The sequence below is a fragment of the Enterococcus sp. AMC1157 genome (assembly GCF_058216555.1).
The window spans coordinates 415,594-428,521 of the sequence record NZ_CM177099.1 but is presented as its reverse complement, the minus strand read 5'-3'; the positions used below and the strand labels follow the sequence as shown (position 1 = coordinate 428,521).

Below are 12,928 nucleotides of genomic sequence, written 5' to 3'. Positions count from 1 at the left end.
AACGCTATTTAGTTTATTTAAATGCTATAAAGATGACACATAAAAATAGGAGGTTACCATGAAAATCATTGACTTATCCATGCCTTTACACACTGGAATGAAGGTTTATCCAAATGATCCGGAAGTAAAAATAGATGTGATTCACACCTATGAAAAAGACTCTTGGGAATTAAGACATTTAAGTATGGGTTCACATACAGGCACTCATGTGGATGCTTTTTCTCATATGCATGATGGTGCTGAAAATTTGGATGATCTCTCTCTAGATAATTTTTTTGGTCAAGCTCAAATAGTAAATTTACAACAGCAATGGCCACAAGAAACAGGACTATTTTTTATTGAAGAAGTTGATTTAACCTATTTGAACAAATTTTTAGTTGCAAATCCTAAATTTGTTGGTGGAAACCTTACAGAAGAACTTGAGCGAGCATTATTGGGTAATAAAATTGTGACTTATACAGGTCTGGTTAATTTGGGGTTATTACCCAAGTCCGAGAATTTTATGTTTTACGGATTCCCGCTAAAGATACAATCAGGAGATGGATCGCCAGTTCGGGCTGTTGCGATTCTTGAATGATAATTATTAGAATATTTCAATAGAGAAAACTTGTAGAAAACCGATTATTAACGTATTGTATTTAATAAGAAATGAATACTTATACAGCAAGGAGAATGACAGTGAAACTTATTTCATGGAATATCGATTCATTAAATGCCGCACTAACAAGTGATTCTGCAAGAGCGGTATTATCACGAGGAGTGATGGATACAATTATTGAACTTGATCCAGCAGTGATTGCCATTCAGGAAACAAAATTATCTGCAACAGGTCCAACAAAAAAACATTTAGAAATTTTAAAAGAAAAATTTCCTGAGTATGAAGTTGCTTGGAACAGCTCAAAGGAACCAGCTAGAAAAAGTTATGCTGGAACTATGTTTTTATACAAAAATTACTTAACACCGAATGTGACTTTCCCTGAGATTGGCGCACCAAGTACAATGGATGCAGAAGGTCGTATGATTACGCTTGAGTTTGATGAATTTTATGTTACTCAAGTTTATACACCTAATTCAGGAAACAATTTGGTTCGTCTAAGTGACCGTCAAATTTGGGATCAAAAATATGCTGAATATTTAGCTTCTTTAGATTCAGAAAAAATTGTTTTGGCTACAGGTGATTTTAATGTCGCTCATAAAGAAATTGATTTGGCTCACCCCAGTAGAAATCATTTATCGGCAGGTTTTACCGATGAAGAACGTGCAGGTTTTACCAGTCTTTTAGCACAAGGATTTACAGATACTTTCCGTCATCTTCATGGAGATGTGGAAGGAGAATACAGCTGGTGGAATCAACGAGTGAAAACAAGTAAAGTCAATAATTCTGGTTGGAGAATTGATTATTGGTTGGTAAGTAATCGTGGTGCAGACAAAGTCACTACTTCAGAAATGGTTGATTCTGGTGTAAGACAAGACCATACTCCAATCTTACTTGATATTAATTTAGGTTAATTTATTTTAAAAATTGTTGGTTAATAAAAAAATCTCAGGAGTGATTATATGATTAATAAAGAACGTGCAATTAATAAGTTTATGGAATTGGTTCAAATAGATAGTGTTAGTTACAATGAACGTGGCGTTGCAGATTATTTAATTAATTATTTTAGCGACTTAGGTTATGAAGTTGTAGAAGATAAACATTCCAATGAAAAAGTACCAAAATCAAATGCCGGTAACGTAATTGTCAGAGTTCCTGGAAAAGGTGACTTAGCAAATAACGAAACGTTAATTTTAGAAGCACATATGGATACAGTAGAACCTGGTAATGGTGTAAAACCATCAATCTCAGAAGATGGTAAATATGTTGTTTCTGATGGAACGACTATTCTTGGTGCCGATGACAAAGCAGGAATCGCCCAAATAATTGAAGTGGAAGCTGTACTTCGTGAGAATGAATTAGCACATCCACCGTTAGAACTTTTATTTACTATTTGTGAAGAAGTTGGAATTTTAGGGGCATTTGCAGTAGATACTGAATTACTTGCTGGAAAAATTGCCTTTGTTTTAGATGGCGGTGGTGGACCAGGTACGGCTATTATTGGTGGTCCGGATTACTATGATATTTCAGGAAAAATTATTGGTAAAGCAGCTCATGCGGGAGTTTCACCAGATAAGGGTATTTCTTCTATTCAAGTCATATCAGAAGCAATCTCAAACATGAAACTTTTAAAAGTCGATGAAAATACAACTACGAATATCGGGAAAGTGATTTGTGATTATCCAACGAATGTGGTTCCTGAAGTGACGACTTTTGCTTTGGAAGTACGTAGTTTAGATGTTGAAAGTGGTAAAAAACAAGTTGAACACGTGGTTGAAGAACTGAAAAATGCCGTGGCTAAATTTGATGCAACACTAGAATATGACGTAAGTCAAAGCCTTTATGCTTATCATCATGATGACGACAATACGGTCATCAAGAAATTCAAAGGAATGTGTGAACGTCATGATCTTGAATACAAAGGTTTAGTCATGCGTGGTGGGACTGATGTCAGTGGCCTAACATTTAATGGAATTGATGCAATTGTCTTAGCTGCCGGTGGAGAAAATGGTCATGAATTGCAAGAGCGTTTAGTAATTGATGAATTTCTAGCAAATACACAACAAGTTTTATGGTTGGTTACGGAATAAAGCGTATATAAATTATGATAATAAAATATCCAAATGGAAACTCTAATCATAAGTAATTTTTTGTATGAACTTACTTAAAAATTAGTAATTTTATTCCATTCGGATATTTTTTATTTGTAGAAAAATTCTATGTATGCCCAAAACGAACTAAATTAAGACATAGGAAATCTTTGTTTATTCAAAAATAGTTTGCAATCCTTTAATTAGAAGCAGAATTTTTTTCTGTAAATATGATAAAATTGGAGGAAATCAAATGAGCAATCAAAAAGAAACTGCGTACAAATATGTGTTGGTCGGTGGAGGTATGGTCTCTGGTTATGCCGTTAAAGGAATACGAGAAAAAGACAAAGATGGATCAATTTTAATTGTATCGAAAGAAACAGATGTGCCTTATGAACGTCCTGCTTTAACTAAAAAATTATGGATCGATGATGAATTTACTGAAGAAGAAATCAAAATTGGTGCAGAAAGTTATCCAAATGTCAGCTTTAAGTTGGCTACAGAAGTAACCAAAGTTACACCAAAAGACAAAACTATCGAATTAGAGGATAAATCAATCGTTAGTTACCAACAATTGTTACTGGCAACAGGTGGAGAACCTAAAACAATTGATGAGGATGAAGAGGCGTCTCATGTTATTGTTTTTAGAGACTGGTCGGATTATCGAAATTACGTCAATTTAGTGGGAAAGATAAACATGTAATCGTTGTTGGTGGAGGCTATATTGGTAGTGAAGTAGCTGCCGCACTGATTAAAAATGAGACAAAAGATACTTTTGTTTATCCAGATGATATTTTGGGAGAAAAACAATTCCCTGAAAGTATAGCTAAGGAATACGAAACTACCTTTAAAGATGCTGGTGTCAAAATGTTAAATGTCACACGGGCAAAATCCTATAAAAAATCTGAGGATCAATTGTTAGTCACTTTAGATGATGGCACTGAATTAACCGGCGACACCTTAGTCATTGGTTTGGGGATTGAACCAAGAATCTCTCTAGCGGAAGAAGCTGGTTTGACAATTGACGATGAAAATCAAGGTGTTGAAGTCAATGAACAGTTACAAACAAGCGATAATTCTATATGGTCGTCGGGTGATATGGCTTCATATCCAGATAAAATTGTTGGAAGACAACGAATTGAGCATGTCGATCACGCAAGAATATCAGGTGAATTAGTAGGTAAAAATATGGCTGGTGGAAAAGAAGCCTATTCACATACACCTTATTTCTACTCTAATGTTTTTTCAATTGCTTGGAAAGCTATCGGCAAGTTAGATCCTGAATTAGAAACTATTTTTGATGAGCGTAAAAATGGAAAAATTGTTTTTTATTTAGAAGAAGATAAAGTGGTTGGTGTTCTAACTTGGAATGTCGAAGTTGACTTAGATGACATCCGTGCAGTTTTAGCTGATTCACCTTCAGATAAAGAAAGTCTTGTTGGACTTATTGAAGAAAGCGAAGAATAATCACTTTTAGATAGTTTCATTAATAGTAAAATAAAAAATAATTTTTAAAAATTAGTGATTTGATTTTTATATATAAATCGAGAAATTCTGAAAATTATCTTAAAATCATTAATTTTACGACTTATAATCAGATAGTTTTTATCTATCACTGAGTGAGTTTCTCAAAGATAGTTAGAAGCATGATTGACCGTGATTCTTTATTTTGCTATGATTCAACAAAATCTAGATAAAATTTTAAACACGTTGATTAAGAGAGTAGTTTCTTTATCTTAAACAAACAGAGAGTCTTGGCAGCTGAAAAAAGACGTTTAAAGAAGAGAAATGAAGATGGCTTTTTGAGTGGTTTTGGTGAGTCTAAAAGATGAGCTAAAAACGGTTGCCTTCGTTATTCAGGCACAAGTATAAATTTGTACTTGATGAGGTGTTGATTGTGAAATCAACATAAAAATAGGTGGTAACATGTTGCAAACATCCTTGGAAGATACTATTCTTCTGAGGATTTTTTTTATCTAAAAAAGCAAATGATTTAGAGGAGGAACATAAACATGGCAGAAGTAGAAAGTTTTACATTGGATCATACAAAGGTAAAAGCACCCTATGTCCGTTTAATCGCACAAGAAAAAGGAATTAAAGGAGATTTAATTGCAAACTATGATTTGAGATTTTTACAACCGAACGAAAAAGAGATGCCTACTGGGGCAATCCACACACTAGAACATTTATTAGCGGATTTATTGCGAGATAGAATCGATGGTATCATCGATATTTCTCCTTTTGGCTGTCGTACAGGTTTTCATTTAATCACTTGGAATCAACCTAGTCCGTCTGAGGTAGCTAAAGCATTAACAGAAGTTTTAGAAATTATTGTCAATGAAACAACATTTGATGATATACAGGGAGTGTCGGAAAAAGAATGTGGAAATTATCGAGATCACTCTTTATACGGAGCAAAAGAATACGCGAAATTAGTGCTCGAACAAGGGATTAGTGATGATGCTTTCGTAAGAAATGTGGTAAACTGAGTGCATTTTCCAACATTAAAAAAACAGATTATTTTAATTATTGGGTCAAAACAAGGAATTGGTGAAACAACAGTTAATACATTTTTGAATGAAGGAGCAACTGTCATTGCAGCAGATATTGGCTATGAAAACGAACAATTGACTAAAGTTACTGAAGATTTGTATCGTGTCAAAGTAGATGTATCTGAAGAAGAACAGTTAGTATATTTAGTACAGGAATTAGAACAACAGCAACTTATTCCTGATGTTTTTGTAGCAGTTGCTGGAATTTCAACAATGGATTTTCTAATTGAGAGCCAAACAACCGATTTTGATAAAGTTTATCAAGTTAATACCAAAGGCGTGTACTTAAGCTGTAAATATATTACTCAATTAATGATTGCCCACAATAAAAAAGGCAGAATTATTTTACTTGCTTCTCAAGCGGGAAAAAATGGCTATCGCGGTATGTCAGCCTATGTAGCTTCTAAACATGCTGTTTTAGGGTTAACCAAAACATTAGCTATCGAGGTAGCTTCAAAAGAAATTCTCGTTAATGCAGTGTGTCCAGGTATCATCGAAACACCAATGAAGCATCGTGAACGTATTGAAGGAGGACTATTAAGAGGAATGACTGCTGAAGAAGTGTTAGCAGAAGATCAAAGTCAAGTACCTCTCGGGAGAACAGGAGCCCCTCAAGATGTAGCGAATGTTATTTTGTTTTTAGCTAGTCCATTAGCATCGTATATGACAGGTCAAGCCATTAATGTGACTGGTGGAATGACGATGCATTAAAAAAAGGAGTGTTGAATAGATGAAAAAATTAATCGGTTTATTGGTTTTATCAAGTTTAGTTATTTTAAGTGCTTGTGGAAATAGTCAAGGTAATGAGGTGTCTGCAAATAAAGAAGACACTCAATTAATTGTAGGATCGACAGGTTCAGACGCAGAAATTTGGGAATTTATCGCACAATCGGATGCAGCAAAAAACGCAGGGCTCACTATCGAAGTTAGAGAAATTACTGGTGGACCGATTACGAACCAAGCAACTGTTGATGGTGACGTGGATGCCAATGCTTTTCAGTCCATTGGCTATTTAGAGAGTTTTAATTCAGAAAGCCCAGAGAAATTAGCGCCCATAGCGGCGACCTATGTTGAACCTATGGGAATCTACTCTGACAAATATGAAACTCTTGAAGAAATTCCAGAAGGGGCGACCGTTGCTTTAGCGGATAATCCATCAAATACTACAAGAGGTTTAAGATTGTTAGAAACAGCAGGATTAATTACTCTAAAAGATGATTTTGATGACGGAGTTGGTACATCAGGAGACGTCACTGATAATCCTAAAAATTTACAATTTACTTTAATTGATGATTTAACCGGGCCAAGAATACTGCCTGATGTAGATGTAGTATTGATTAGTAATACGGTTGCCTTAGAAGGTGGCTTAAATGTTTTACAAGATTCACTTTTCCATGAAGAAGCTGATACAGCTTTACGTGCAACAGTTAATGTTTTAGCTGTTAGAGAGGATCGTAAAGATGAGGAAGCGTTTATTAAGTTGGGAGAACTTTATCATGATGAAGAGGTCCAGAAATATATTGAAGAGAAATTTGATGGTACCAAAGTAGAGGTCACAGTACCAATCACAGAAGTTTGGGGGGAGTAGTTTGAAAATCGCAATTATTGCCGCGATGAAAGAAGAATTAGCACCTTTTAGAGAATATTTTTCAACTGAGATTTTCTGGGGAAAAGGAAAGACAGTTATCGAAAAAGTTCATGAAAATCTTTATATCATTGAATCAGGAATTGGTAAAACCAATGCTGCAGCTACTGCGGCGTGGTTATGTGAAAAAGTCGCTCCGGATGTAATTATAAATACGGGATCAATTGGCTCATTTCGTTCAGATTTTGATTTGGGGGACGTCGTTTTTACTGACCGTTTTATTTACAGCGATGTTGATGCGACAGGCTTTGATTATAGTTTTGGACAAGTTCCGCAAATGCCTAAAGACTACCCTGTAGCAACGTCACTAATAAAAGAGGTATCTGAAATCTTAACTAATGCTGGAATTAATTTTCATTCTGGAACAATCGCCACTGCCGATTCCTTCATGAGTGATACAGATTCAATCAATGCCATTCGTTTAGCCTTACCTAGTATTGTTGCTTCTGACATGGAAAGTTGCTCTATTGCACAAGTTGCTAACTTTTACGATATCCCAATCATTAATATTCGTGGTATTTCGGATCATGTTGGTGTATCAGCACCAGAAACCTTTGATGAGACAATTGATTTGGCTTCTAACAATGCTTTTAAGGCAGTAAAGTCATTAATTCACACTTGGCAGAATGCTGCTGAATAATTTATAAATAAGTCTCTGACAGAGGTTAAACAAAACTTCTGTCACGGACTTTTTTATTGTTACGAAAAAACGTAAAGACTATACTATAAAAAAAATAATTATGGCTGAATTATTGAAGTTTCTTCCACGATTGGGCAATTAAACGTGATGAAAAGTACTTCAAGCAGTGCCTATCGTTTATCCAAGTTTGCTTTAAATGGTTTAACTCAACTCATTTCTGGTGAATTAGAAGGTAATATCAAAATCAAAGCTGCCTGTCGTGGTTGGGTAAGTACGGATATGGGAGGTGAATCAGCTTCGATAACCCCTCATGAAGCTGCTAAAAGAATTATCTGGTTGGCGTTGATTGATGAAAATGGTCCGAATGGAAAATTTTTTACAAACGGTAGAGAAATTAGTTGGTAGAAATTCTTATTATAATTACTGAGATTTGCTCATAGATAGCTCTTATAGTATAATCATTGGGCGGAGGCGGTGTTGAAAGTGAATTCAAAAGAAAAAATGTTAGAACTAATTAAAAAGAAACAAGGTGGCGGAAAGTCTGCGCAAGTGGATACTCCAAAAAACGACCTTAGAAATATGCGTAAAGGACCTAAAATCTACAATAAATAAGCAATTGAATGACTAAAGACAAACACGGTATCATAAGTGTTTGTCTTTTTCTTTGGAAAACTTAAAAAAATACTAAAAATCATAGGAGAGTTTATTTGTTTTTAGAGTTTTACTTACCCTTTTTATGTCTAAAAATGATAAACTAATAGGGAGTAAAGATGGAGGAGGCCGTGTTATGTCAGAAGAAGAGTATTTTGAAAACAAGCCAGAAGCAACTTCAAATTTAAGCACTAACTTTGAAGAGGTAAAAGAAGTAGCTTCAAGGAATATCAGCACAATGCTTAAAGATTTACAGGCTTTTGAAGAGGCGATTGATTCAGAAAATATTCCTGAAATTTATCGTATTTACAAAGGGAGATTGCATAAAGAACTAAAGGAAACATCTAATCAAAATCATGAAATAGATGGGTTATTAGCAAAAAAATTGCATGACAGCTTTGTTGAACGCTTTCCTTTTATGAGACATGTTGAGCGTGTATCCCCAACAATGCACTACTATACAATTAGTAGTTATTATCGAGAACGTCCAACAATTGGCTTTGATGCAAGTATTCCTGAAATCTTTGTTTTACCTAAAATTGATGAGGAATGGCAACGATATAAACCAGAAAATAGAGATTTACTAGCATCCATTGAAAAAGAAATTGACAGTTTGGAAGCAAACGTTATCGTTGCTGAAACAGAAGTTTCTAAATTGAATCAACAACTGAAAGCCATTGAAAATCGTAAAGCAGCTATTCATAATAATAAAAGTTTTTTCAATCGAGGGAAAATCGAGGAAGAAATAGAAGATTTCGATAAAAAAGCAAAAGAAATTGAACAAGAAAAAGCGAAATGGTTACCTTACATCGAAAATCGTGGACAAACAAATCGCCAAAAAGAGCAACTAATGCAAAATTATCAAGAAACACGCTTAAAAAGAGCGATTGTGACAAAGGAATATCGTTTAATTACTAAATATTTTGGGACTATCGAGGAAATGGGAACACAAATTCAAGCATTTTTAGATGACTATTTATCTCCAGTTGAAGGAGGCCATTCAGATGAGTGAAGAAAAGAATGTCGTGACCGCAGGAGAAAAGGAAATTCTTCAAACAGAAAAAGATTTTTATTATGATATGAAAAATCAAGATCATGAAGAAATCGTACAATGGATTGCTTCAGTTGAGGAAGAATTAGCAGACTTGCGTTTGAGAAAATCTTTAATAGAAGCGGACTTTTATGTATTATTAGATCAATACCGAAAACTAATTTTACCGAATGTCCCGATTTCTACGATTGCCAAAACGAACTTGTTGGAATATTTTTCTTATGAACTATTACATCCATTAAAAGCAGTTGGCTTAAAACAGGCCGATTCTTATAATACTTGGGAAAGTCGTCATTTTTTAATTACCTATCGGTTAGATGAAGACAAAAATCTACAACTAAGTTTCAAAATGGATGTTGTAGATAGTCGTTTCCAAACAGAGTTTATGCCTTTAATCCTAGTGAAACCAGAAAACATGACAGTAGAGGTGGATGAAAAAGAGGTATTAGAATTAATCCACTTATGGCATATGGAAAAAGTATTCTCAAGAACACAATTGAGTATGATTAATATTGATTTGAATCAATTGTTAGCAGGTTTTAAAGAATTAGGTTTTGAGGTAGCACCTAGTCTGTTAGACAATAGTCATGCTTTGTCAGTGGATTTAACCAGTGAATTGCCTTTAGAAACGAATGTATTGGACAATATTTTTGTCACTACGATGGAATCAGAGGATTTTGATTTTGAGACTCATGAAGATCGTTATCAAGTGCGACTAAATCAGGAACAGAATGTATTTATTCGTTCTGAAAATGGAATTACTCATTTGTTTATTGATTCGAATAATCGTCGTCGATCTATCTTAGACTTTTTTACCCATTATCCATTCTTAGTTCCATTAATCGTTCGAAAATAAGTATAAAATTGTGACAAACTTCCACTAAGGATTAAGGAATGCTTGTCACAATTTTTTTAGGAGTGACAAAAGTGACGGATGATTTACAAGAAACCATTCAATTTTGGGATGAATTTGCTGAAGAATATGCAGAAATTCAATCAGAGTCTCAAATAACTATTGCAGAGGATGTCGCTCAATTCATGGTAGAAAGACAAATTCTCCCAACAAATACTTTTGTAGATATAGCTGGTGGGCATGGAAGATATGTATCTGCTATTATTCATTTCGTACAAGATTATGTATTAGTCGATTTTTCAAAAGAAATGATTCGCTTAGCAAAAGCAACAAATCTTTTTAAAAATTTTGATACGTTGACACTTAGCCAAGAAGACTTTATTCTTCAAACCCTGCCACAATCCTATGATATAGTGTTTACAGCGATGAATCCAAGTTTGACTGACAAAAAAACGTTTAATAAACTTTTAGATAGGGCGGCTAATTATTTTTGTATATTAAGGATGATTGAAGAGCAAGATGATGTCTTTTCTCCTTTTGAAAAAACGGAAAAAGATCATCTAATGGATATGTACAAATCTTGGTTAGAAACCCCATATGAAAGTATCTTATTTAGTTATAAAAAAGAAGAAAGTGTCTCTCGGAGTTTTTTTAAAGATTACTTCAGTGATGATTATTCTGAGGAAAAGCTTAATGATATGTTAAATAACACTTTTGGAAGTTATAATGAAAAAATAAATCAGATGAAAATAACCTTTGAATTATTACTAATCCCTAAAGAAAGAAACGAGGAAAAATGAAGAAAAAAGTAACGAGTTTTTTAAGTGTACTATTTGTGTTAACTATCGGGATTTGGCAATTTATAGAAACTATGCCAAATAATGATTCAGCTATTATTAGCAGTGAAAGTACGCTAGGTATAGATGAAGTGGATCTTGATGATTTGCCAAGATTTGAAAGAATTCATGTTTCACATATTCGAAGTGTAGACGGAGATACATTTGCTTTTTATAAAGGTGATCAAGAATATCGATTACGCTTGTTAATGGTTGATACACCCGAAAGTGTCAAACAAGGGCTGTCGGTTCAACCTTATGGAAAAGAAGCCAGTGAGTTCACTAAAGAACAACTAGTAAATAATGACGTCTATTTAGTTTTTGATGAAGGGGAACCTATCGATAACTATGGTCGCTTTCTTGCTTATGTATATGTAGGTGAGAATTCTTTACAAGAACAATTACTTGAAAAAGGTTTAGGTGTTGTTCGTTATGTAAATACAGGTGGTAATTCTTTTGTTGAAGATTTTTTAGCAGCACAAAAAATCGCTCAGGATCAAAACTTAGGTGTTTGGAGTCAAGCTGGTTATGTGACAGAAATGAATAATGGGTATTTTCGTTTTAATGAAATAGAGTAGAATTGGGGGTGTGAAAATGAAGTTGACAGAATTAATGGATAAGCATCAGCAGGTTCAATTAGCTATTTTTCAAACCATAATTGAAAGTGAACAAGCCGTTTCTATGAAAATATTAGAAAAACGGACAAAAGTTTCTTTGCCAACACTTCAAAAAGAAATTCGTTCTTTATCATTTGAATTAAACAATTTTGACCAGAACTCTTCTTTGGTAAAGACGGCTAATGATTCTTTGACTTTGAAACTTTCAAATACTTTTCGCATAAAAGAGTTTATTTATTCCTATTTGGTTCAAGCGCAAGATTATCAAATTTTATATTTTATTTTTAAGCATAAAAAAGTATCTATTACTAAAATGACCATCGAACTTCAAATGAGTGAAGCTTCTATTTTTCGCCGATTAAAAACCATTAATCACTTATTATCAGAGTACAATATTCAATTTAAAAATAAACAATTAGTGGGTCCAGAAATGCAGATTCGCATTTTTTTCTATCATTTTTTCGAACACAGTCTACCACTAGAAAAAATGAAACTCACGTTCAAAAACCCAACTTTTAGAAATTTGATTTTGGTCATTGAGAAACAATTTGATCAGCAATTTTCCAATAAAAAATATTGGCAATTAGCTTTATGGTTTGGGATTATGCAAAGTCGTTTGGACTATCAAGCTAGAGAATCCTCTATTTGTAATCCAGACATGTTAAATTTAATTGAGCAAGATGACTTATATCAAATTCTAAAAAACATTTTAGCTAGATATTTAAGTCGTTTTGCCATTCAATGGTCCGAAGAAGAAGCTATTTTTCTTTATCTATTTTTCATGTCTGAAGGTCTACTAGACTTAAAAAAAAATAGGAATAGTCATTTTGTAACAAACTTTTTAGCAATCAATCAAAAAATTCATCAGCTAATTACCGATCAAAAAGCAGAGGGAAATGAGTTTGATACATTCTTGTTGCCGCTACATATTAAGATAGTCTTTTATCAAGGTTGGATTACGATTAATGAAATAAAAGGACCGTTTCTTTCTGATCTTGATGCAGATAAAATGTCACAATGTATGAGTGTAGTAGAAAAAGAGTTATCAAAAGAGATTACGCATTCTCAGTGGCAAATGTTGGATCAGGCATATGGATTTATGTTTGAGATTTTTAAAAGACGTCAACAAAAAGAATTAATTATAGGAATCGCATTTGAAGACTCTTTAGAATCTGAAGAAAATTTTTATTTTATTCAAAGTCATTTGATTGGCTTATCTCATATTGTAGTTAAAAAGGCCAAAGAGAGAGTTTATGACTTATTAATTACTAATGAGTTTGCAGATCTTCAGAAATTTAACTATCAAGAATTATTTCTATACAATGGTACACGATCGACTTTTGAAATCAATCGATTAAAAAGAACCATTCAAGAACTTCTAGAGAAAGGGTGACTTAT

The 12,928-nt window shown here is 33.7% G+C and carries 14 protein-coding genes and 1 pseudogene; all 15 read left to right on the top strand.

The annotated features are described in order from the left end of the window. The first annotated feature begins 58 nt into the window (after positions 1-58). The 15 genes and pseudogenes from AC4BBX_RS02150 to AC4BBX_RS02080 all read left to right on the top strand — a co-directional run bounded on the left by AC4BBX_RS02150 (position 59) and on the right by AC4BBX_RS02080 (position 12,923). Positions 59-577 carry a cyclase family protein gene (locus AC4BBX_RS02150; RefSeq protein ID WP_490454835.1) on the top strand — a complete coding sequence of 173 codons (519 nt, stop codon included), beginning with the start codon at positions 59-61 and terminating at the stop codon, positions 575-577. Positions 578-678: 101 nt separating this feature from the next. Next, positions 679-1,509 carry an exodeoxyribonuclease III gene (locus AC4BBX_RS02145; RefSeq protein WP_490454834.1) on the top strand — a complete coding sequence of 277 codons (831 nt, stop codon included), beginning with the start codon at positions 679-681 and terminating at the stop codon, positions 1,507-1,509. A 48-nt stretch (positions 1,510-1,557) separates the two neighbouring features. Further along, the gene (locus AC4BBX_RS02140; protein ID WP_490454833.1) at positions 1,558-2,685 is read left to right on the top strand and encodes a M20/M25/M40 family metallo-hydrolase; all 1,128 of its coding nucleotides are present in this window, start codon (positions 1,558-1,560) and stop codon (positions 2,683-2,685) included. Between the two features lie 253 nt (positions 2,686-2,938). Next, positions 2,939-4,152, top strand: a pseudogene (locus tag AC4BBX_RS02135) (NAD(P)/FAD-dependent oxidoreductase). 545 nt (positions 4,153-4,697) lie between these two features. After that, positions 4,698-5,174: an S-ribosylhomocysteine lyase gene (locus tag AC4BBX_RS02130; RefSeq protein WP_490454832.1), complete on the top strand. Its 477-nt coding sequence runs from the start codon at positions 4,698-4,700 to the stop codon at positions 5,172-5,174. Next, positions 5,175-5,948, top strand: a complete 774-nt coding sequence (locus tag AC4BBX_RS02125) for an SDR family oxidoreductase (RefSeq protein WP_490454831.1) — start codon at positions 5,175-5,177, stop codon at positions 5,946-5,948. Positions 5,949-5,967: 19 nt separating this feature from the next. After that, entirely contained in the window at positions 5,968-6,825 is an 858-nt protein-coding gene (locus AC4BBX_RS02120) for a MetQ/NlpA family ABC transporter substrate-binding protein (RefSeq protein WP_490454830.1), read from the top strand. A gap of 1 nt (position 6,826) precedes the next feature. Further along, positions 6,827-7,522 (top strand): 5'-methylthioadenosine/adenosylhomocysteine nucleosidase, encoded by a 696-nt coding sequence (locus AC4BBX_RS02115; protein ID WP_490454829.1) that lies wholly within the window; start codon positions 6,827-6,829, stop codon positions 7,520-7,522. Positions 7,523-7,630: 108 nt separating this feature from the next. Then, positions 7,631-7,927, top strand: coding sequence for an SDR family NAD(P)-dependent oxidoreductase (locus AC4BBX_RS02110; RefSeq protein ID WP_490455743.1), 297 nt, complete (start codon positions 7,631-7,633; stop codon positions 7,925-7,927). 78 nt (positions 7,928-8,005) lie between these two features. Beyond that, positions 8,006-8,134, top strand: a complete 129-nt coding sequence (locus AC4BBX_RS02105; RefSeq protein ID WP_490454828.1) for a hypothetical protein — start codon at positions 8,006-8,008, stop codon at positions 8,132-8,134. Positions 8,135-8,309: 175 nt separating this feature from the next. Further along, positions 8,310-9,185 carry a viral A-type inclusion protein gene (locus AC4BBX_RS02100; RefSeq protein ID WP_490454827.1) on the top strand — a complete coding sequence of 292 codons (876 nt, stop codon included), beginning with the start codon at positions 8,310-8,312 and terminating at the stop codon, positions 9,183-9,185. Then, a complete protein-coding gene (locus AC4BBX_RS02095) occupies positions 9,178-10,080 on the top strand; it encodes a hypothetical protein (RefSeq protein ID WP_490454826.1) in 903 nt (300 codons plus the stop codon). Before AC4BBX_RS02100 ends, AC4BBX_RS02095 begins: the two co-directional genes overlap by 8 nt. A 71-nt stretch (positions 10,081-10,151) precedes the next feature. Beyond that, positions 10,152-10,877: a methyltransferase domain-containing protein gene (locus AC4BBX_RS02090; RefSeq protein ID WP_490454825.1), complete on the top strand. Its 726-nt coding sequence runs from the start codon at positions 10,152-10,154 to the stop codon at positions 10,875-10,877. Next, a complete protein-coding gene (locus AC4BBX_RS02085; protein ID WP_490454824.1) occupies positions 10,874-11,491 on the top strand; it encodes a thermonuclease family protein in 618 nt (205 codons plus the stop codon). The genes AC4BBX_RS02090 and AC4BBX_RS02085 overlap by 4 nt, the downstream gene beginning before the upstream one ends. Before the next feature lie 16 nt (positions 11,492-11,507). Further along, the gene (locus tag AC4BBX_RS02080; RefSeq protein WP_490454823.1) at positions 11,508-12,923 is read left to right on the top strand and encodes an AcpB/EbpR/MafR family transcriptional regulator; all 1,416 of its coding nucleotides are present in this window, start codon (positions 11,508-11,510) and stop codon (positions 12,921-12,923) included. Positions 12,924-12,928 lie beyond the last annotated feature (5 nt).